The sequence below is a fragment of the Anaerobacillus sp. QJM3NY_32 genome (assembly GCF_056173645.1).
Window position 1 is genome coordinate 3,465,861 of sequence record NZ_CM149684.1, and the last position, 19,172, is coordinate 3,485,032.

Annotated in this window: 25 protein-coding genes and 1 pseudogene; 12 read left to right on the plus strand and 14 right to left on the minus strand. The window is 38.3% G+C overall.

Features of this window, described 5'->3' with window-relative positions:
- The first annotated feature begins 5 nt into the window (after window positions 1–5).
- Both AC0VYH_RS17990 and AC0VYH_RS17995 read left to right on the plus strand, forming a co-directional pair.
- Window positions 6–872 (plus strand): ATP-binding cassette domain-containing protein, encoded by an 867-nt coding sequence (locus AC0VYH_RS17990; RefSeq protein WP_475372857.1) that lies wholly within the window; start codon window positions 6–8, stop codon window positions 870–872.
- A 124-nt stretch (window positions 873–996) separates the two neighbouring features.
- A complete protein-coding gene (locus AC0VYH_RS17995; RefSeq protein ID WP_475372858.1) occupies window positions 997–1,755 on the plus strand; it encodes a potassium channel family protein in 759 nt (252 codons plus the stop codon).
- A 151-nt stretch (window positions 1,756–1,906) separates the two neighbouring features.
- Here AC0VYH_RS17995 and AC0VYH_RS18000 read toward each other — a convergent pair whose 3' ends face one another.
- The 4 genes from AC0VYH_RS18000 to AC0VYH_RS18015 all read right to left on the minus strand — a co-directional run bounded on the left by AC0VYH_RS18000 (window position 1,907) and on the right by AC0VYH_RS18015 (window position 6,428).
- Window positions 1,907–2,710: a cupin domain-containing protein gene (locus AC0VYH_RS18000; protein ID WP_475372859.1), complete on the minus strand. Its 804-nt coding sequence runs from the start codon at window positions 2,708–2,710 to the stop codon at window positions 1,907–1,909.
- A 316-nt stretch (window positions 2,711–3,026) separates the two neighbouring features.
- Window positions 3,027–4,031: a S8 family peptidase gene (locus AC0VYH_RS18005; protein ID WP_475372860.1), complete on the minus strand. Its 1,005-nt coding sequence runs from the start codon at window positions 4,029–4,031 to the stop codon at window positions 3,027–3,029.
- Between the two features lie 114 nt (window positions 4,032–4,145).
- A complete protein-coding gene (locus AC0VYH_RS18010) occupies window positions 4,146–5,507 on the minus strand; it encodes a PhoH family protein (protein WP_475373802.1) in 1,362 nt (453 codons plus the stop codon).
- 150 nt (window positions 5,508–5,657) lie between these two features.
- Entirely contained in the window at window positions 5,658–6,428 is a 771-nt protein-coding gene (locus AC0VYH_RS18015) for a GNAT family N-acetyltransferase (protein ID WP_475372861.1), read from the minus strand.
- A gap of 156 nt (window positions 6,429–6,584) precedes the next feature.
- On the opposite strand from AC0VYH_RS18015, the gene AC0VYH_RS18020 reads away from it, so the two are divergent.
- Together AC0VYH_RS18020 and AC0VYH_RS18025 are read left to right on the plus strand one after the other, a co-directional pair.
- Window positions 6,585–6,743 carry a Fur-regulated basic protein FbpA gene (locus AC0VYH_RS18020; RefSeq protein ID WP_194218945.1) on the plus strand — a complete coding sequence of 53 codons (159 nt, stop codon included), beginning with the start codon at window positions 6,585–6,587 and terminating at the stop codon, window positions 6,741–6,743.
- A gap of 135 nt (window positions 6,744–6,878) precedes the next feature.
- Window positions 6,879–7,151 (plus strand): HU family DNA-binding protein, encoded by a 273-nt coding sequence (locus AC0VYH_RS18025; protein WP_226615133.1) that lies wholly within the window; start codon window positions 6,879–6,881, stop codon window positions 7,149–7,151.
- A 154-nt stretch (window positions 7,152–7,305) separates the two neighbouring features.
- Here the strand turns inward: AC0VYH_RS18025 and AC0VYH_RS18030 are convergent, their stop codons facing one another.
- The 3 genes from AC0VYH_RS18030 to AC0VYH_RS18040 form a co-directional block, all read right to left on the minus strand.
- Complete coding sequence (locus AC0VYH_RS18030) at window positions 7,306–7,947, minus strand: MOSC domain-containing protein (protein WP_475372862.1); 642 nt, start codon at window positions 7,945–7,947, stop codon at window positions 7,306–7,308.
- Between the two features lie 98 nt (window positions 7,948–8,045).
- Window positions 8,046–8,165, minus strand: a complete 120-nt coding sequence (locus AC0VYH_RS18035) for an FbpB family small basic protein (protein ID WP_370314259.1) — start codon at window positions 8,163–8,165, stop codon at window positions 8,046–8,048.
- 116 nt (window positions 8,166–8,281) lie between these two features.
- Entirely contained in the window at window positions 8,282–8,893 is a 612-nt protein-coding gene (locus AC0VYH_RS18040; RefSeq protein WP_475372863.1) for a TetR/AcrR family transcriptional regulator, read from the minus strand.
- Between the two features lie 148 nt (window positions 8,894–9,041).
- Between AC0VYH_RS18040 and AC0VYH_RS18045 the strand changes: the two genes are divergently transcribed.
- The 5 genes and pseudogenes from AC0VYH_RS18045 to AC0VYH_RS18065 all read left to right on the plus strand — a co-directional run bounded on the left by AC0VYH_RS18045 (window position 9,042) and on the right by AC0VYH_RS18065 (window position 12,870).
- Window positions 9,042–9,929 carry an ABC transporter ATP-binding protein gene (locus AC0VYH_RS18045; RefSeq protein WP_475365756.1) on the plus strand — a complete coding sequence of 296 codons (888 nt, stop codon included), beginning with the start codon at window positions 9,042–9,044 and terminating at the stop codon, window positions 9,927–9,929.
- Window positions 9,926–10,732, plus strand: a complete 807-nt coding sequence (locus AC0VYH_RS18050) for an ABC transporter permease subunit (RefSeq protein WP_475372864.1) — start codon at window positions 9,926–9,928, stop codon at window positions 10,730–10,732. Before AC0VYH_RS18045 ends, AC0VYH_RS18050 begins: the two co-directional genes overlap by 4 nt.
- Before the next feature lie 23 nt (window positions 10,733–10,755).
- A complete protein-coding gene (locus tag AC0VYH_RS18055) occupies window positions 10,756–11,211 on the plus strand; it encodes an NUDIX hydrolase (RefSeq protein WP_226615137.1) in 456 nt (151 codons plus the stop codon).
- Between the two features lie 111 nt (window positions 11,212–11,322).
- Window positions 11,323–11,520, plus strand: a pseudogene (locus AC0VYH_RS18060) (c-type cytochrome); the annotation flags it as partial.
- Window positions 11,521–11,763: 243 nt separating this feature from the next.
- The gene (locus AC0VYH_RS18065; RefSeq protein ID WP_475372865.1) at window positions 11,764–12,870 is read left to right on the plus strand and encodes a hypothetical protein; all 1,107 of its coding nucleotides are present in this window, start codon (window positions 11,764–11,766) and stop codon (window positions 12,868–12,870) included.
- A 59-nt stretch (window positions 12,871–12,929) separates the two neighbouring features.
- Here AC0VYH_RS18065 and AC0VYH_RS18070 read toward each other — a convergent pair whose 3' ends face one another.
- Window positions 12,930–13,097 (minus strand): Fe3+ hydroxamate ABC transporter substrate-binding protein, encoded by a 168-nt coding sequence (locus AC0VYH_RS18070; protein ID WP_475367914.1) that lies wholly within the window; start codon window positions 13,095–13,097, stop codon window positions 12,930–12,932.
- Window positions 13,098–13,235: 138 nt separating this feature from the next.
- Here AC0VYH_RS18070 and AC0VYH_RS18075 point away from each other — a divergent pair, with 138 nt between their 5' ends.
- The gene (locus AC0VYH_RS18075; protein WP_194218936.1) at window positions 13,236–13,397 is read left to right on the plus strand and encodes a DUF4021 domain-containing protein; all 162 of its coding nucleotides are present in this window, start codon (window positions 13,236–13,238) and stop codon (window positions 13,395–13,397) included.
- 163 nt (window positions 13,398–13,560) lie between these two features.
- On the opposite strand, the gene AC0VYH_RS18080 is transcribed toward AC0VYH_RS18075, so the two are convergent.
- From AC0VYH_RS18080 to AC0VYH_RS18090, 3 genes are all read right to left on the minus strand, one after another.
- Entirely contained in the window at window positions 13,561–13,875 is a 315-nt protein-coding gene (locus tag AC0VYH_RS18080; RefSeq protein ID WP_475372866.1) for a TIGR04104 family putative zinc finger protein, read from the minus strand.
- Between the two features lie 212 nt (window positions 13,876–14,087).
- A complete protein-coding gene (locus AC0VYH_RS18085; RefSeq protein WP_475372867.1) occupies window positions 14,088–14,477 on the minus strand; it encodes a hypothetical protein in 390 nt (129 codons plus the stop codon).
- Between the two features lie 33 nt (window positions 14,478–14,510).
- Window positions 14,511–14,732, minus strand: coding sequence for a hypothetical protein (locus AC0VYH_RS18090; RefSeq protein WP_430241112.1), 222 nt, complete (start codon window positions 14,730–14,732; stop codon window positions 14,511–14,513).
- A 243-nt stretch (window positions 14,733–14,975) separates the two neighbouring features.
- On the opposite strand from AC0VYH_RS18090, the gene AC0VYH_RS18095 reads away from it, so the two are divergent.
- Both AC0VYH_RS18095 and AC0VYH_RS18100 read left to right on the plus strand, forming a co-directional pair.
- On the plus strand, window positions 14,976–15,431 hold the full coding sequence (locus AC0VYH_RS18095) for a LytTR family DNA-binding domain-containing protein (RefSeq protein ID WP_475372868.1): 456 nt from the start codon (window positions 14,976–14,978) through the stop codon (window positions 15,429–15,431).
- Window positions 15,432–15,845, plus strand: a complete 414-nt coding sequence (locus AC0VYH_RS18100; protein WP_475372869.1) for a DUF3021 domain-containing protein — start codon at window positions 15,432–15,434, stop codon at window positions 15,843–15,845.
- Window positions 15,846–16,076: 231 nt separating this feature from the next.
- Here the strand turns inward: AC0VYH_RS18100 and AC0VYH_RS18105 are convergent, their stop codons facing one another.
- The 3 genes from AC0VYH_RS18105 to AC0VYH_RS18115 all read right to left on the minus strand — a co-directional run bounded on the left by AC0VYH_RS18105 (window position 16,077) and on the right by AC0VYH_RS18115 (window position 19,076).
- Complete coding sequence (locus AC0VYH_RS18105) at window positions 16,077–16,520, minus strand: cell wall hydrolase (protein ID WP_194218924.1); 444 nt, start codon at window positions 16,518–16,520, stop codon at window positions 16,077–16,079.
- A 183-nt stretch (window positions 16,521–16,703) separates the two neighbouring features.
- A complete protein-coding gene (locus AC0VYH_RS18110; RefSeq protein ID WP_194218923.1) occupies window positions 16,704–17,546 on the minus strand; it encodes a tyrosine-type recombinase/integrase in 843 nt (280 codons plus the stop codon).
- 117 nt (window positions 17,547–17,663) lie between these two features.
- Window positions 17,664–19,076 carry a M1 family metallopeptidase gene (locus AC0VYH_RS18115; protein WP_475372870.1) on the minus strand — a complete coding sequence of 471 codons (1,413 nt, stop codon included), beginning with the start codon at window positions 19,074–19,076 and terminating at the stop codon, window positions 17,664–17,666.
- Between the last annotated feature and the right edge of the window lie 96 nt (window positions 19,077–19,172).

Here is a 19,172-nt window from a genome sequence, read left to right on the forward strand (position 1 = left end):
AGGGTATGATTCAACTACAAAACATCAAATATACTCGAAAACAATTCTCACTTGCTATTCCCGAACTAACACTTGGTTCCGGAATCACCATTCTAGTTGGTAAGAACGGCGCTGGTAAATCTACCTTACTACAACTTCTAGCAACAGCAATAAGACCACATAGAGGCATCATTGAATATGGTGGGAGAACAGTTGATACCTCCCTCCCCTTTATTCGTAAGAATATCGGCTTTCTTCCAACAGGTATCGAATTATATGAAGAAATGAGAATGAAGAGGTTCCTTAGGTATATGTGTGAATTAAAAGGGGTCCTTCACCAGGATGCCGTTGATCAAACGATGGAAGCCCTACATATTCAAACATGTAAAAGGAAGAAAATTAAAGCTCTCTCTCAAGGAGTGAAACAGCGTGTTGGTATTGCACAAGCCATTCTTGACTGTCCTCCTATTTTGCTACTTGATGAACCGTTAAACTACCTCGATAGTCGTGAACGAAAGAACGTCGTCTCCCTTCTATCAAGATATGCCGAAAAAAGGCTTGTTCTTATCGCGACACATGAGTTAAATGAATGGGAAGATATTGCTGACGATTTAATATGGCTTCATGAAGGGGAAATTCTTTTTCATGGGTCCATTTCTCTTTGGAAAAGAGAGCTTCCTTTACGTGTGTGGGAAGGGAAAATCCTTCTTAACGAAATCGCTCAACTAGAGCAGGGGCGGATTATTCACATGAAACGATTAAATAAACAGTACTTGATTAAATACATTGATATCACAAAACCCTTCGATCATTTTCGTGAAGCGGAAACAACCATTGAAGATGCCTACTTCATTCGCAAGAAATCATGGGATGGAGACATCATCCCAATCTAAAGTTCTTTTGCTTTTATCAAAAAAGCTTAACTTCAGTCCCCCAATTTATGGAGGACTTCTTTTTTTGCAGGGAGATTCTTCTTGATAGCGAAATAGTGATAAATAGACAAAAGAAGGTGATCCATTGCAAAAGCAGTCTCTAGGATTGATTTATGAATTTGTGCTCGCCCTTCTCCTTATTTTTTCACTCGTCATTGATTTACCCGATCCCGAAGGCGCAGCGCTCGATTTTTTTATTTGGATTTTATTCTTACTTGATTATGCGACGCGGCTTTTTTTAAGTGATCACAAATGGACTTTTATCAAACAACATCCGCTGGATTTGATTGCTATTATTCCGCTCGATCAATTGTTTCGGACCGCAAGACTCGTCCGCTTTATACGGGTGATTCGATTAGTCGCACTTATTAATCACCGCACGTCTGTTTTTGAACTCTTTCTAACCAAATATAAAATTGATCGTGCGTTTGTCTATGTTATCTCACTCCTCTTCATTTCAGCGCTTTCGATGAAATGGATTGAACCAGAATTTGAGACATATGGTGATGCCCTCTGGTGGGCAGTTGTGACTACTACTACGGTGGGGTATGGAGACCTCTATCCTGAAACAGCTGCAGGCAAACTGGTTGCTGCGGTATTAATGATGGTCGGAATTGGAACGATCGGTGTTATTACAGGAACCGTTGCGGCTATGTTTTCAAATAACAGTCGAAATAAACTCCCTACTGAGTTAGATGACATTAAAAGAAAAATCAATCATTACCCTAATATTAGCCAGCTAGACTACAAGCATATGATCGAACAACTTGAAAAAATAAAGATACAAGAAGCAAATAGAACGGATGACCCACAAAACACGAAAGAAAGTGATGTCTCCTTTTGAAGTTAAACTTCCAATTAGCACAAATATGGTTTCACCTCAGAAGAGCTAATCCTTTTTAAGCTCTTCTGGGGTGAAAAATTTCTGTTAAACAATTCGAACCCTGATCAAACTACGACCGTAGAGCATCTTGTTCATTTTCTTAAGCTATTTTCTACATTTTCTTACTTTGTTGAAGAAGTTTGGACTGTCCAGTTCGCTCCCAATTTTCCACTATTTCATAGGCTTTTTCAGGAGAGTAACCCTTTCCAACCAGCACTCCCATTAGAATAAACTCTTGAAGAATGTGTGTTGCATTTATACCTCTTTCGACATCTTCCAACCCTTCATTTACTAAGAATTCCGTGTATTTCACCCATTCATCTGGCGTTTTGCCAAACACAGCTGAGTTTCGATTACGCTCGCCTTCTTCCGCCGCTATAGCATCTTCTTTTGTCTCATGAACCGTTCCAAAAGGATGATTAGGTGGAGCATAGATCGAGTAAAGCTTAATCGGAACATCTCCAGTATTTGTGAGATTGTGCCATGTGCCAGCGGGTATAAATACAGCATAATCATCATAAACCTCTCGTTCATAATTCAAAGAATCTTTACGTTTCCCCATTTGCACCTTTCCCTGCCCTTGTTCAATTCGCAAAAATTGGTCAACGTTCGGGTGCATTTCCAAACCAATGTCTTCACCAACATCGATACTCATTAACGTTAATTGTAAATGTTCACCTGTCCATAAAGCTGTGCGAAAGGTATCGTTTTGCTTCGTTGCTTCATTAATATTAGCGACAAATGGTTTCGGTCCATAATCTTTGAATTCCCTACTTCCAGCATTGTTAGAAGATGGAGATGCAAGACCTTGCTTTGTCAATTGAGGCAAAGGTTCGTAACCAGGCTGTCTCTCCTCGTTATAAGTTGGCGGACGTTGATAGTGATGATAAGGATGCACAGAAGGATCATAGTACATAGTTTCTCAATCCCTTCACAATGTATAAATTATCCTATGCATCTATCATGGGTGTGTACCTAATAAGAACTAGGAAAATATCATTAACCTTATGAAGATCCTCCTAGCTCACATCAAAAATGAATGCTTTGTTGCATAGTGAATCCTTTTACATACTTTTTCTCAAGTCCACTTCTTTTGAACCTGATTCACCACCTTAGATTGGAAATATCATGCACCAACATATTTATATAACACACAAATCGTAGTGCGAATCTTAATTCGCACTACGATTTGTGATGTAAATGATAATATTGATTTCACTTTACTTGTGAAGTTATTTCGTTACTTTTTCTGATTTCACTTCAGTTTGATCCCACGCGGTTGTATAAATATTAAAGAGCGATTCGAGCTGATTCATAAAATTTAAAGCGAGAAGGCCATTTCCTTCAGCTTGCTTTGTACAACCGATAGGCACGGTTCTCTTGATAAGCTGTGAATAAATTTCAGCTTCACTAAGCGTGCGCTTAAATTCCTTCTCAGAAACATTCATGAGAAGTGCCAGTCCCCCTGATACGTGCGGAGCAGCCATTGAGGTTCCAGAAAGAACAGCATATTCACTACCAGGATAAGTTGAAAGAATATCTACACCTGGTGCAATTAAGTCAATCTCATTATTCGTATTGGAAAATGGAGCGAGCGTGCGTTGGAAAGAGGCCGCTCCTACTTCAATTACTTCATTATAGGCACCTGGATAAGCAAATTCAGATGTGTCTTCTCTATCGTCTCCTTCATTACCAGCGGCGCACACAACTGAAATATTTTGATTCACGGCATCTTTAATAACATCGTGAAGTTCTGGTACATCAGATGGTCCACCGAGCGACATCGAGATCACATTTACCCGTTCACCTTCTGTCCCCTTCCAATCGATGGCATACCGAATCCCATTAATGATAGATTGATATGAACCACTTCCTGCTTCATTCAGTACTTTAACGATCAAGAGCTTTGAATCTGGGGCAACACCTTGAACCCCTTTTTCTCCGTTCGTTGCTGCAATCGTTCCGGCGACATGCGTACCGTGACCATTATTATCATCATAACGATCTGCATCTCCACCGAAATCTTGCGTAAAGTTCTTACCTCCAATAATACGTGATTGAAGATCAGGATGATCAATTTGACAACCTGTGTCTACTACCGCAATGATTCGTCCTTTTCCTTTTTCAGATTCTTCCCATACCGCTGGTGCTTGAATCATTTCAATCCCATCTGGAAGAATTCCTGCTTCTTGAACGACTGCATTAACCTTGAATGGTATTAATCTAACATCACTCATGTTTAGCGCCCCTCTCTTTTAACTGAATTATCTGACAGAAAAGATCGGTTTGTCTAGTTCCATATGGTCTAATTTCCCATTTTATTTTTTGAGGATATCATCCCTTCGTACTACTTAAAGAAGTCGAGCAGCTATTTCAGCAAGCTTACTTCGCTCTGTACTCGTTAAGTGGACAATTCCTACCTCATCTTCCTGCTTTAGCCGTTCAACAGCATACGTTAAACCATTGTTCACTGAATCGAGGTAAGGATGATCAATCTGTTCGGGGTCCCCAATTAGAACAATCTTCGTTCCCTCGCCTACTCTTGTTAAAATCGTTTTCACTTCATGTGGAGATAAGTTTTGAGCTTCATCAATAATCACAAATTGATGAGGGATGCTCCTCCCTCTTATGTACGTTAACGCTTCGACTTTTAGCGTCCTCAAGCCAGTTAAAATGTTTGTTAACTCTTCTTCATTACTGGCATCAAATAAAAATTCTAGATTATCATAGATTGGTTGAATCCAGGGTCTAAGCTTCTCTTCTTTCTCACCAGGTAAAAAGCCGATATCATTTCCAACTGGTACCACGGGCTTTGAAACAAGTAGCTTTTGATAATGCTGCTCGTCTTCCGTCTGACTAAGTCCTGCAGCAAGTGCAAGAAGCGTTTTCCCCGTTCCCGCCTTTCCAGTTGCACAAACAAGTGAAACACTTTTATCCATCAACAGTTCCATTAACATACGCTGCTGCACGTTTTTTGGGAGGATTCCCCAAATATGTTCACTTTCTCGGTTTAGGCCTTGAATTACTACTTTCTGATTTCGAATTAATACTCTTCCAATCCCAGAATGACTACTTCCAAAAATATCTTTTAAAAGGATAAAATCTTGACTATAAACTTCTGTGTTCATATACTCACGCAGAATATTCATAGAGAGTTCGCCGCTCTTATAAAGAGAGTCAATGATTTCAGGAGGCACTAGAATTTCATGATAGCCTCTATGAAGACGATCGACGTGCTCAATAAGACGATCATTTTCATATAGTTCAGGAAAAAAAGATGGTAACTCAAGTGATTTTTTTAAGGCATCTGCTTTCGCGATCATTAACATATCATTTGAAACAAGAACGACATCTCCTATATCATCCGTGCTTAAGTTAATCGATACTGCAATAATGCGGTTATCATTGGAATCTTCACTAAACTCATTTCGTAGTTTATCAAAAGAGCGATGATTTAACTCAATTCGAAATGTTCCTCCAGATTCAAATGGAATCGGTTCATCGAGCTTGCCTTTGTTTTTATCTCGCAGTTTTTTGTACATTCTGCTAAATTCTCGTGCATTACGACCTACCTCATTCATCAACCGCTTCTTAGAATCGATTTCTTCAATCACAATCGCTGGAACCACAACGTGATTGTCACCAAATCGAAATAGGGAATGAGCATCATGCAAAAGAATATTGGTGTCTAGAACAAAGGTTTTCAACAACAGAACAGCTCCTTTTTAACGGAAGTTTAAGAAGGCGAAGGATTAATTCTTCACGTTGAGTATTCCAGATTCTCTCTTCGCAATCCTACCTTTTTACAGAAACACAATGAGATTTACAGCATCTTCACAAAAGGTTGGCTACTGTTTGCGCTTCTATTCTCGGATATATTGCTTATACTCCGCATACTCCCTAAACCCCAGCTTTCGTAGAATAGGTTCAGAAGTACCGACTCTCGCTTGCGTCACCGCTATCTCGCATCCTCTTTGACTCGCTTTATATAAACGTGCCTTCAGCATGTTTTTGTAAATCCCTTTCCCTCTATATTCAGGCAGAACCGCTGCTCCATTTAAATAAAGAGCTTTCCCATCCTTACTATAGCGATAATTTGAATAACCGATTGGATACTTTCCGTCTAGTAAGAGCGTATAGCCTCCTCTTCGCTCAGCGAACTGAAGATAAGAAGCTCTTTCATTAATAGCAGCTTGCATCGCCTGATTGTCATAACCCCAAACCTTCCCTGCGGTCTCTACATGCCCAAGAACGTCTTCTTTCGTTGTCACTTCCTTATGGATATATTCTGATGATGACGGAATTTCTTCTGTTAGTTCCTTTGCTAAACCAACGTATGTATCTGCGTGGTTCATCCCCAATTTAATAAGCTTTTTTTCGAGTTCACTAGACTCAGAACTTGTTTGGATCCACCAGGAGAAGGGACTGTTCTGAAAATACGCTATCGCTTCTTCAACCTCGTTAAGAGTTCGACTGAAGCGAACAACCTTATTCGCATAGACGCTTGCTGATTTATCATTTTTGATCATCACTAGGTCATCTTTTTGAATATAGTGAATAGATTCAGGTACAAGAGCTTCTTCGTAATCCCATTGAATGGCTTCAATTGCACAAATAATTTGCTCCTCATTCATTGCTCATCATCTCATTTCTATAAAAAGCTTCAATTATGTATAAGGCGCTCTAAGAATCCTACATGTCCTTTGTCCAATCTGTCACATCTAATTTTGATTAAAATGCATAGCCCCAGGACATACTGGGAATAAAAAATCGTTAAGGAGGATGTGCTCATGGAAACCAATCAGCTCAGAAAAGCACTAGAGCAACGTAGAAATTACTACATTTCGAAGCTTATTGAGGCAGGAGCCTATTCCACCGCTGACCACCATCTGTATCAATGTACACTGACGGACCTTCAAAAAGAGTACAAACAACTATCCAACTATTAATATCCTATAATCACTGGAGATTCGTTAAGAGTCTCTTTTTTATATTCTTTTATTCACGATGTATAAATCACTGATGTACTGGCGAAAATAGTGCCATAGCATTGAAACTAGCAAATTTAGAAAGGATGAAACTTAGTGAATAAAGCGGAACTTCTAACGACAGTTGCGGAAAGATCGGAAATGTCAAAGAAAGATACTGCAAGAGTGGTAGACACGTTAATGGATACGATTGCTGAGGCACTTGCGAAAGGGGAAAAAGTGCAGCTTGTAGGATTTGGTAATTTTGAAGTAAGGGAACGTTCTGCCCGAAAAGGACGCAACCCGCAAACTGGTGAAGAAATTCTCATTCAAGCTTCAAAGACACCTGCTTTTAAACCTGGGAAAGCATTAAAAGAAAAAGTTGTTTAACTTACAGATAAGCTGGATCCACTCGGTTCCAGCTTTTATTTGAGGAGAAATCAATGGAACTGATGCAGATTGTTAAATACACCGTTACTTTCGTTACGATTATTATGCTGATCGTCTTTTATTATAGAATGGCTAAAAAATAATGGCGCGCAACTTAAAGCGCGCTCAACTGTTTACTTAGCTTGTTATACCAGTTTTCATTCAGTTCTTTTGCAAGTAATACCTTTTCGAGCCCAGCGCGATCTTTTCGATCATTGTACGTAACGCGATTGACTAAAGCAACAGTTACATCATGATCTGGACGACTCTCAAGGGTTATTTCATCCCCGGCTTTAACTTCACCTTCTTCTAACACTCGGAGATAATAACCACTGTATCCATTTTCCATCACAAATAAGTGCATGTTATCAACTTCAAACTTCTTCGCGAGTTTAAAGCATGGCTGCCTCGGTAAGCTAACCTGTACTTGAATCTCACCAATTCGATAAATATCACCGATACGAGCTTCTGTCTCATCCATTCCAACTACTGTAAAATTCTCACCAAATGCACCAGCCTTCAGTTCACATCTTAAACGTTCTTCCCAATAGGCATAATGCTCCAAGGGATAAACACAAATGACTTTCTCTGATCCTCCGTGATGAACAAGATCCGCTTGCCCATCTCCTTCTACTTGTAATTTAGATACATAAACTGATTCACTCACTGGTTGTTTGTATATGCCTGTAGAGATCAACTTCCCTTTGTAGCGCGTTTCAATAGGTTTCCCTACATTCAAACTTACTAATTTCGCCATCCGACCGCCTCCTTTCTATAGTTTAGCACTGGGAGAAGCAACAAATATGATTCTAATTCATGCAAAAAAACAGCCGATTGACGACTGTTTCCTTTGAATTAAACGTGTCTATTATCAATACGTTTTTCTATTTCAGCTAATTCTTTTTCATTTTTAAGAAGTTCTGCTTTATTTTGATCAACGAGCTGTTTAAAGGTTAACTTTTTCAGCTTTTTCAACAAAATTCACCAACTTTCCCTCTGTATGGCTTCATTATACAACAGGTGTGTGTTAGATAAATTAACAAACTATTAAAATTTTGTGAAAATTTACACACATTTCAGTTTATGAATGATTATTCAGATTCATTCCTACTTGAAACTGGACCACCACTTAAACCATAAAAGAATAGTTGAAGAACATCGTCGAGAAAGTCCTTTCGCTCTGACCATGTTTCGGCTGGAATGCGCTGCACCTCTGTCTTTAAGGCATTGAGATATAGCATAATCGACTCCATCGAAAGTGAAGCATTAATTTCTCCTCGTTCACGTGCCTTTTCTAAGAGTTGCACAAACAATGGAAGTGTCTGAGTTCGATAAAAATGTTCTACGTAATCCTTTAGCTCTTCATCTGTCGTTAACATTTCTGCTAGAAGCGATGGATTAAGGCTTTGGACTGCCTTATGCTTTTCAAAAATAATCAATTCAATCACTTCAGCGAAAGAATGCTCCTGCTGAACTACCTCTTTAAAGGCTTTAAATTGATTGTTCATATAGTCTTTAAGCACCGCTCTTACAAGCTCTTCCTTACTCGTAAAATGATTATAAATCGTGACCTGAGAGACATTAGCAAAACGAGCAATGTCACTAATCTTTACCTTCTTTATACCTTCTTTGTTAAATAACGTAAAAGCTGACGCCATTATATCTTTACGCTTCTGTTGTTTACGTAATTCAAATCCATTCATTCTCATCACCACCATTAGTATATCACTTATTGAACTTTTTATTAAATATGAGTTCAATAAATGTTGCTTATTATCATAGAGTCATTTATGATAATAATGAAATATATAATAAATTATAGTTCAAAAATTAGCTGAGGGGGACACCTCAATGATCGAATTAAACGGGTTAACAAAACAATTTCCAAACGGAAAAGGGATCTTCGATGTTACGTTCTCCATTCCTAGAGGCGAAGTATTTGGATTTCTCGGCCCGAACGGTGCTGGTAAATCGACAACGATACGTCACTTAATGGGATTCATGAAGCCTTCAAAAGGCACGGCTACGATAGATGGAGTGAATACGTGGAAAGATGCTGCCAAAATCCAGAGGAAGATCGGATACCTCCCTGGTGAAATAGCCTTTCTAGATGGAATGGATGGCATCGGTTTCCTTCAATTAGTTGGCGGAATGAGAGATCTAAAAAACACCACATACCGTGATCAGCTAATTGATAGACTTCAATTCGATGTAAAAACTCCTATTCGTAAAATGTCCAAAGGAATGAAACAAAAAGTGGGGATCGTAGCTGCTTTTATGCATGAACCTGAAGTTATTATATTAGACGAACCAACCTCTGGTCTTGACCCGCTCATGCAGCGAATTTTCATTGAAATTGTAATGGAGCAGAAAGAGAAAGGCACTACATTCCTAATGTCTTCTCATAGCTTCTCCGAAATTGAACGAACGTGTGACAGAGCTGCGATCATTAAAGATGGAAAAATTGTTGTCGTCGAGAATATTCATGATCTGCAGCAAAAGCAGCGTCGTCTTTTTGATGTTACGTTTGCTACTGAAGCAGAAGCAAAGCGTATCAAAGAAAGTAACCTCGAGGTCATATCAGTCATAGATAACCGCGCAGAAATAGCGGTTCAAGGTGACTACAATCAATTTATTACTGCTTTAGGAGATTATCAGATTCGGAACATTGATATTCATGAACAAAACCTTGAAGAAGTCTTTCTTACTTATTACGACAGGGAGGCAGAGAAATCATGAATATGACACTCTATGCTAGGATGCTAAAAGTCCATGCCAAGTCCATCTCTAGCTATGCAATTGGCTCTGCACTTTACCTGCTTCTTATCATCGGCATCTACCCTTCGATTGCAGATGCACCTGGTTTGAATGAATTAATGGAGTCTATGCCCGAAAGCTTTCTAGCTGCATTTGGAATGGAAGGTGGATTTCAGCATGTAAGTGACTTTATTGCAGGGGAATATTATGGATTACTGTATATAGTCATTTTATCGATTTTTTGCTTAATGACAGCTTCACAGCTAATGGCTCGTCACATTGAAAGAGGATCAATGGCTTACATTCTCGCAACACCAAACTCACGAAAGAAAATTGCGTTCACTCAATCTCTTGTGCTGCTCACCGGACTTCTTATTATCGGATTAACAACTGCTCTTGCAGGAGTCATTGGAACAGAAATATTAATTGATGATAAGCCGTTTGAAGCCATGACGTTTATGAAGGTTAATCTCGTCGGTATTCTTTTGTTCTACGTCATCTCAGCCTACTCGTTTCTATTCTCTTCCTTATTAAATGATGAGCGACAGGCACTAGGACTTTCTGGATTACTCACCATCGGCTTCTATGGAATGGATTTAATCGGGAAAATGAGCGATAAACTCGATTGGATGGTGAATCTCTCTCTCTTTTCAACATTTCGGCCAGTTGAGATTGCCAGAGGTTCTGTTGAAATCTGGCCATCAATGACGTTCCTTTTCTTACTAGGTACCGTCCTTTATGCCCTTGCCATCATGATCTTCGCGAAAAGAGATCTTCCTTTATAATAGGATGAAAAGGAGCGATAGGCATGAATTATGTGAAGGAATTGCGTGACGTTGTTGGTCATCGGCCACTGATCTTAGTCGGGGCCGTCGCAATAATCTTAAACGAAAATGGAGAAATTCTACTCCAACAGCGTAACGAAAAACAAAAACGCTGGGGGTTACCTGGTGGATTGATGGAACCAGGAGAATCAACGGAAGAAACAGCCGTAAGAGAGTCTTTTGAAGAAACGGGTTTAACAATCCAAAAGCTCACTCTTTTCAAACTCTATTCTGGTGAAGAATTTTTCACGAAAGCAGATAACGGTGATGAATTCTACTCTGTCACAACGGCTTATGTTACAAACGAGTATGCTGGAGATCTCACCCACACAGAAGAAAGTATAGCTTTAGGATACTTTTCTTCAGACCATCTTCCAGAGCTGATGGTTGGAAGCCACAGACGAATGATACGAGATTATATTAGAAATAAAACACAATAAATACCCAAAAAGCAGTGGAACTCGTTCCACTGCTTTTTGGCATTTCAACGCATTTTCCAAAACAGCACTGACTTTTCAATCAATTGTTAATAAAGGGTTTACATAAAATGAAGGTTTCCTTATACTAGAACACCTTCTCAGTTTGATGTTCCAACGCTACTTGGCGTCTTTGCAACAGCGCCTTATTTACACGATGGAAGTGCTGAAACCATCGACGACGCTATTGAACGCCATGAATATGAAACAAAACCTCAATTCGAAGAAGGCGAAGTTGCCGCAATCGCTGAGTACGTGCGTTCCATTGACTAAACTGAATGAACCTCTACATGTAAAAATGTTTCACCTGTCAACAGCTTTAAAGCTGCCATCCATTTAAAAGGACGGCAGCTTTTCTTTGTAAATGATCGCTTTCGATATGAAATATAGTACTGATTACCTCATTTCACCTTATTACCTGTCTATTCGTTCGGTTTTACTCGGGATGTGTTAGAATGAGAAGGTCGTTTTGACAAAACTATGAATCTCATTAACTTACATAAGGAAGTGAATATCATGAGGAAGCTATTCCTTTTCCTTCTCGTTGCTTTAGTAGCTTTAGTTACCGCATGTTCGAACACCGCCTCAACAAACGAGCAAACTGACGAACAAGCTGATCAGCAAGCAACGAATGAAGATGAAAACAAAGAAAACGAAGAAAAGACGGAAAAAAAAGAAGAGACTCCTCAACCTTTCAAAGCCATGGAGCCTTCTGAGGACGCTAAACCGCTTGATGAAACCATGACCGAAGAAGAATTAGCGAAAATGCCTGTCGTTGAAGCCCACGGTGAAGACCGCACAAGAAATACACCCGTTGGCGAAACGCTAATGGAAGGCACAACTGATGAAACGGATGGTATTCTAAAAGATTACCGCCTTGTTGCTTACTATGGTCAACCGAACTCCACTCAAATGGGCATTCTCGGTGAGATGGAACCTGAAGCCCTGATGACGAAATTAAAAGAACAAACACAAGCTTATTCCGATGCTGATCCAAACCGGCCAGCGATTCCAACAATTGAGTTAATCACAACGATTGCTCAGCGCGATCCAGGACCGAATGGAAAATATTATCATATGACCTCAGAAGAGGATATTGACGAATACGCAGAGCTTGCTAAGAAACATAATGCCATTTTAATGCTAGATGTTCAGCTTGGTCGTGACACTGCTCTTCATCAAGTGAAGCTTCTTGAAAAATGGCTTAAGCTTCCTTACGTTCATGTTGCCATCGATACGGAGTTCCACGTAGAAGAAGGTCAAACACCAGGTATCGATCTAGGTAGTGTGGATGGCTCAGAAGTACAGGAAGTTGTCGACTATGTATCTAAATTTGTTGAAGATAATGATCTACCTGATAAGATTGTTCTCGTCCACCAGTTCACTGATCACGCTGTGACGAACAAACAGGCAATCAAGCCAACAGATAACGTAGAGGTTGCTCTAAACTTTGACGGATACGGCGACTATGGAACGAAAATGTCGCTTTACCGTAAATTTGTTCGAAATGAGCCTGTTCAATACGGCGGATTTAAAATTTTCTATAACAAAGATAAACCGGTTCTAACCCCATCCGAAGTGTTGCAACTTGATCCAAATCCATCGATCATTAATTATCAATAATGGATGTCGCCCAAAAGCGCCTCACCCTTTTCTATAAGGGCGAGGCGCTTTTTTTAATCTTAGTTGTTTTTAAAACAAGTCTCACAAATGAACGTACCTTCGTTTTTCAGAAATGCTTTGATTTCCGTCATACCTTTATGTGAAGGATATCGCATCTTAACATAGACAACATCATTTCCTTTGATTTCTTTTTTACAAATACTACAAGTTGATTTTTCTCCGAACACTCCTACCACCTCCATAAAATGGTTATTTCTTTCATACGGACAAGTGTGTGAAATGTTTCAGAAATAGTGGTTATCCGGCTCATTTAATAGGTATACTTTTTCCATGATTAGCCAACCTATTCAGTGGAGGTGAATATCATGGACAAAAAGACACCAAGCAAAAGCGAAATAAATCAAAACAATAGAAACAAATTTACGAATGAATATGGTGCGGATTTAGATGAACAGGCGATGAATGGTGATTACGGCATGCTCGAAACTGAGGAAGAAGATCGAGCGAACAAAAAAGCGAAGAACTGATTAGATGGGGTCACCTTATCAAATAAGAAGGTGAGCCCTTTCTCTTTAAAAAGAATTGTGTCTTTATGTCCGTTTCTATTCACCTTTAAATCGGCCCATCACAAGCAATTTTTATAACTCCTCCATCAAAAAACAGGCTAATGTTGCAACCCTATAAACGCATTCAATATAAATCCGGTTGTTTCCCATATTTCAAAGTAATCATATATGGAAAGAGGAAGATCAATAATAGCAAGAAAACGACAACACCTCCAATAAACAAAGACACTGTGAATTTCTCGCTATAAAAAAGAAAGAACATCAAATAAATATGAAAAAGAATAAAGAAAGGAATATAGCGAGATCTTCTTAATTGAGAATAATGAGGTGCCTGACAGTTTGGACATGTTATCCCTGAAATAAACTGCTTCATTCCAATTGTATTCTTTGTCATCTCTATCCACTTAAATTGATAACCACAATTCTTACATTTCGGCATGCACCATACCCTCTCTCTTTAACATTCATTTATAGCATCATCTACCCTTTTTCAGCTAAAAATGAACTACTCAAGATAAGATTAATATCTGCTAATCTACTTCTTTTATTTTTTTAAAATCTCTCTTAATTACTCGTTTTGTACTTGAAGTTGATCCGTTATTTCCACCCACTCTATTTAGCTTATTCACATCATTTTTATTGTTCCTTAACTTACTCGCCCTGATCGTACGTTTGCAGAAAATTTTTTCTAACATATATGGTATAAACTATTACAACCACTGAAAAAAGCATATTCCCGAAAAAGGGTTGCTGAGATTGATTCGAAACAAGTATTGAACTAATGAATCCGAAAACAATGGAATAAGTAATCATCATCCAGAATCCCCACTTTTTCAACCTCATATATCCATAAATCATCCCTAAAGAAAGAAAAGCGATACCTACTCTCACTAACCTTTCCGGTGCATCCGGTAATCCAACTCGATCTGCCATTCCGATAGAATTCGCATTCGGATCATAAAAGACTGACGTTACTAGTAAAACAACAGCTCCAAATAAATAGAAATAACTTATGAGTGAAACACCTATAGGTCTTTTCAACGATCTCCTCCTTGCTCGTTAACTATAAAACGGTTAAAATTCTTCATCAACTTCTTCTTCCTTTTCTCGCTTTTGATGGTAGGTTCTCTTCTTTTCATCTTCTCTTATGAAAATAACTAGGTGCAAAGCGATACCAAATACAATAATGCTAATACCAAGCTCATCAAACCAAGTCACATAAAACCCATCAAAATAAGCAAACGAAAATAATAAAAAACCTAACGTTACATAAATCGCTGCTACAATATGTCCCATCTTGATTAACCTCCGCACTTTATTTCCTCACTCCCAATTATTTCAAAACAGTATCTTACTGGCAATCATTTCTTTTAGCAGCTTAAATTGTTCTTAGCAACCTCCGTCATTGCAACGTAAGAGAAACGTCGCCAGATGCATCTGATCCGCAAGTAATGACCCCTTACCTTCATTCTAATGACATCCACCTTTTCCAGATCTATACTAACCATAAGAAGGACGCAAAAGGAAGGACGTGAACAAGTGAAAATTTCACTCGACGTTGACGGGAAGTATCGAGAAACTAGCGTTACGATTCACTGCAAAGAAGTGGATGATTCAATTAAAGAGATACTCGATTATCTTAATACACAAAAAACAGAGTTCATTGTAGGAAAAAAAGGCGAGCAGCAGCACATTATAAAACCAAATCATGTGCACTACTTCCATTCAGAGGGGGATCAGGTCATGGCGACAACTTCCGATGGTGTTTTTAAAGTGAAGGAGAAATTATATGAGCTAGAAGAGAGTCTTCCATTTAGTACATTTATACGCCTCTCCAAATCCGTTATTGCTAATCTGCACGAAATCAATCATTTTGAGCCATCTTTTAACGGAACACTTGCTGTACACTTCCACTCTGGCAAAAAAGAATATGCTTCAAGACACTATGTAGGAAAATTGAAAGACGTTCTAAAAATGAATAGGAGGAACAAATAAATGAAAACATTTCTATTTAGAAGTATGATAGGACTATTTTTCGGGGGATTCCTGGCTGTTTTGCTGACGTACGCTGTGATCTTTTTCGGAGAACAAACGACACTTGATTCAAGCCTTTTTGTGACAAACTCCTTAGGTGCCATTTTCTGTGGATGGTTATTTACCGTCACACCCCTATACTTTGAAATTCATTCACTAAAACTTTCACAGCAAACCGCTTTGCATTTTTTCACAGTAACGATCGTTTACTTTATCTTAGCGTATGGAATCGGTTGGATTGAAGGTGGAGCAATAAACATTCTTATATTCCTCATTATATCAACCGTTTTTTATAGCGTGATGTGGATAGCTTTCTATCTATACTTCAAGCATGAATCAAAGAAATTAAATGATGACCTTCAACATATTAAATAATTGAGAACTTTCTTTATATAAAATCTTAATAGTATCAACTAAACTCTCGCCTTAATATGGTGAGAGTTTAATTTTTTATCAATTTATTTGATGATAACAGGAATTTACAGTCCTTTCTTCAAATATCATTTAATTATTTTTTCAATTAGATAAAATACAAATGAAAAGCGAATGCAAGTAGCATCCGCTTTCAAGAAGGCTTTCATATCTTAATTTCTGAATAGAAAAGACTCACCCACCAATATAGACACTGCCACATGTTCCAGGTGCTGGTTCATAATAACAATGATTTTTATATTGACCAGCGAAAGGCTGACCGTACCATGTAGGAGGACAAGGACCATATGGATTGAAATACCATAGAGAATATTTCCCTGGGTGTTCTCTCCAATAATCCAAATTCTTTTTCGCTAACCTTTTCTCAGCCGATCTTGCTCTGTTGTAGAAGACATTACCCTTTTGAACTGCTTCAAAAGAATAATTCCCTCCCTGGACTTGATAAATAACTTGAGGAATAGTTCTCACATCTTGGAAATCTAAACAATTCGCTTTTGCACGATTCACAATGACATTCCCTACATATAGCATGCCTTGCTTTCCTTCACCCTCGGCTTCAGCTCTCATCATCCTTGCCATTAAATCGATGTCTTTACTTGTATATTTTACTCTTGGCATTTTTCCCACCCCAACAGTATTGTATGAAAGAAGGCTGGTTTGATGTCATTATATTTATATATTGCTGAAGAAAAAAAGAAATGAATAGGTGCTTTTAAGATTAACTTGCTGACTTGAAGAATCATTATAATGGCACGTGTGCCCGTCAGCTCAATACTTAGTATGGTCGTTTAGATGAGCTTCTTAGAAATACTTCGTATAGAAATCGTACCGTAATTTTCCACTAAGCTGGGCGTACAATTTGGTTGTTTCACTTTTCTCGTGCCCCATCAAACTTTGGATTACCTCGAGAGGAGCGCCGTTGTTAATCATATGCGTCGCGTAGCTATGTCTTAATTGATGAGGGTGAATCTCTTTTTTTAGCCCTGCATTTCTAGAAATTCGTTTAATGATATAGCGAATAAGGTCAATACTCATCCGTCTTTTTGGCCTTCTTTCAGTTATAAATAAGCAAGGTTCAAGATCACCACGCTCATCAAGATAGCGTTTCAACCAGATTGAGCAGCGTGTGTTAAAATACACTTCTCTCTCTTTGTCCCCTTTTCCATGAACAATGACTGAATTTGTATGGAAATTAATATCTTCACGATTGATCTTCACAACTTCACCAATACGACAACCAGTTGAGTAAAAGAATTCAAACAAAGCTTTTTCCATCGTGTTCTGACAACCCTCTCTCAAGAGTTCAATTTCTATTTCAGTAAGAAACTTTGGTATCCTTTTACCAAGCTTAGGTTCTTTCAATTTAGCAGCTGGATTTTTCTGAATAAACCCTTCATCATAAGTCCATTTAAACAACGATCGTATACACCGGATACGATGCCCTAAGCTAGAAGGCTTTAAATGACTCCCCATTTTCAATAAATATGATTTAAGCTGATTTGTCGTAATCACATTCATATCAACATTACCAAAGTGACATAAGAGCTGATTGTACTGAAAATAGTAAGTCTTGAGCGTTAATGGAGAATATCCTTCAATTTTCTTATCAAGATTATACTTTTCCCAAACAAGCGATAACAACATTCACTTCACTCCCCCAAGTTACGAATCTAGTAATCTTGATTTTATTATGTCCAGGAAGTCGAAAGTTTATGCTAGAGTTCTTCAACAATCGCTCCGAGATTGCTTAATAAAACCTTTTCAGTAACCATCCAACCAAGCTTCAAATTCATCATTATTTTCAAGGTTTAAGTAATACTTAATAAATCTTACAAATTCTTCTGTATCAACTTCTTTATACTGATAGTGATCGAAATAGGCTTTCAGAAAATTTTCGGCTTTTTCCTTCCCACCATACTTCTGAAATAACATTCCTAACTTTGCCGTTGATTTTCCATAAATATATGAGCTTTGTTCTCCCATTAGATATTCATCCAACGTTAGATTAACCGGCAAAGGAAAGTCTTTACTTATTTCATTTCCAAATTCAAAAGAAAAATCAGTTTCCCCTAGATCTGAATAAAACAACATAGTAGCTAGTTCGCTCCAACCCTCATCTAACCAAGCATCATTATAGGGATCATTGCTTATCATCCCATAAAACCACTGGTGAGCCATTTCGTGGACCACCATACTCTTGAGTGAATCTGTATCAACTTGTTTCGTATTATAATAGGAACCTGCGGTGACGACCCCTGGGTATTCCATACCTATGCTATCCAGAATAATATCCAACTGGCTGTTTGGATAGATGCCTATATGTTCTTGAAAGTATTCAAGAGCATCTTTTGCTATAGCAGCAATTTCTTCCTCATTCTTCGAATGACCATCGACCCCAAATACTCTAATATTTGTATGATTCACTTGCCTCTCAACGATATAGGGACTTTCAAGCAATGCTAGAAATACTTCTTTCACGTTTTCAATTTTAAATGCATTTCCGTTATCACTTGGTATGCCATCTGCTTCACTAGTGGTGACGACCGTATAATTTGAAGGAACATTATATGTCAGGAGAAAATCACTGTATGGTGTATGATAGGATTCTCCTTTGAAACGGTAATCCTCCTTATTCCACCCATTTCGATATGTTGGCACCATAGGATACCATTGCGCTAAATAAAAATCCGACTCTTTTTTAGTAAACCTCAGACCTTTTTCTGGAAGTGTGAAGTTATATAAAAATTCTACATTTACTGTTTCATTAGGAGCTAATGCTGGAGTTAATGGTATCGTTAGCGAATCTTTTTGGAGCGTGAACTCTACTTTTTTTTCATTTAAAGAAACTTCAATCATACTAAGATCTGAAGGTGTTTCAAGCGAAGGAGAGTTTTCTGCGGTGAACATATTGGGTATGAAATAAAAAGGGATTTCATTCCAAGTATCGTTTGAAATATTCTTTATCAAAATAGAGGCTTTTACAGTGAAGGTCTCGTTATTGTCCATTTCAATCATTAAATCATATTTGCTTTCAGTACCAGGTGGAATTCCTACAGCGTTAAACTCTGAAGCCTTTAAATGATTTTGATCTATCACCTGATTAAAAGGTGCCTCGCAAGAACACAAAAATATCAGGGTAGAAAGAAGGTAAACTAGATACTTCAGTCTCTTCACACGTAATCCCCCATTAAAAAGTAGATTTTAAAGAAGGTGCTGACGCTTGTTTATTACCTAGCGACCTTGTATGTATATAACTGGAAGTAACTATAA

Bases quoted from the DNA above. Each gene is read 5' to 3' on its own strand.
- AC0VYH_RS18055 (WP_226615137.1), top strand. From the start codon at position 10,756: ATGAATTATGTGAAGGAATTGCGTGACGTTGTTGGTCATCGGCCACTG.
- AC0VYH_RS18075 (WP_194218936.1), top strand. From the start codon at position 13,236: ATGGACAAAAAGACACCAAGCAAAAGCGAAATAAATCAAAACAATAGA.
- AC0VYH_RS18045 (WP_475365756.1), top strand. From the start codon at position 9,042: ATGATCGAATTAAACGGGTTAACAAAACAATTTCCAAACGGAAAAGGG.
- AC0VYH_RS17990 (WP_475372857.1), top strand. From the start codon at position 6: ATGATTCAACTACAAAACATCAAATATACTCGAAAACAATTCTCACTT.
- AC0VYH_RS18020 (WP_194218945.1), top strand. From the start codon at position 6,585: ATGGAAACCAATCAGCTCAGAAAAGCACTAGAGCAACGTAGAAATTAC.
- AC0VYH_RS18100 (WP_475372869.1), top strand. From the start codon at position 15,432: ATGAAAACATTTCTATTTAGAAGTATGATAGGACTATTTTTCGGGGGA.
- AC0VYH_RS18065 (WP_475372865.1), top strand. From the start codon at position 11,764: ATGAGGAAGCTATTCCTTTTCCTTCTCGTTGCTTTAGTAGCTTTAGTT.
- AC0VYH_RS18110 (WP_194218923.1), bottom strand. From the start codon at position 17,546: ATGTTGTTATCGCTTGTTTGGGAAAAGTATAATCTTGATAAGAAAATT.
- AC0VYH_RS18105 (WP_194218924.1), bottom strand. From the start codon at position 16,520: ATGCCAAGAGTAAAATATACAAGTAAAGACATCGATTTAATGGCAAGG.
- AC0VYH_RS18040 (WP_475372863.1), bottom strand. From the start codon at position 8,893: ATGAATGGATTTGAATTACGTAAACAACAGAAGCGTAAAGATATAATG.
- AC0VYH_RS18080 (WP_475372866.1), bottom strand. From the start codon at position 13,875: ATGCCGAAATGTAAGAATTGTGGTTATCAATTTAAGTGGATAGAGATG.
- AC0VYH_RS18030 (WP_475372862.1), bottom strand. From the start codon at position 7,947: ATGGCGAAATTAGTAAGTTTGAATGTAGGGAAACCTATTGAAACGCGC.
- AC0VYH_RS18090 (WP_430241112.1), bottom strand. From the start codon at position 14,732: ATGGGACATATTGTAGCAGCGATTTATGTAACGTTAGGTTTTTTATTA.
- AC0VYH_RS18005 (WP_475372860.1), bottom strand. From the start codon at position 4,031: ATGAGTGATGTTAGATTAATACCATTCAAGGTTAATGCAGTCGTTCAA.
- AC0VYH_RS18015 (WP_475372861.1), bottom strand. From the start codon at position 6,428: ATGAATGAGGAGCAAATTATTTGTGCAATTGAAGCCATTCAATGGGAT.
- AC0VYH_RS18000 (WP_475372859.1), bottom strand. From the start codon at position 2,710: ATGTACTATGATCCTTCTGTGCATCCTTATCATCACTATCAACGTCCG.
- AC0VYH_RS18050 (WP_475372864.1), top strand. From the start codon at position 9,926: ATGAATATGACACTCTATGCTAGGATGCTAAAAGTCCATGCCAAGTCC.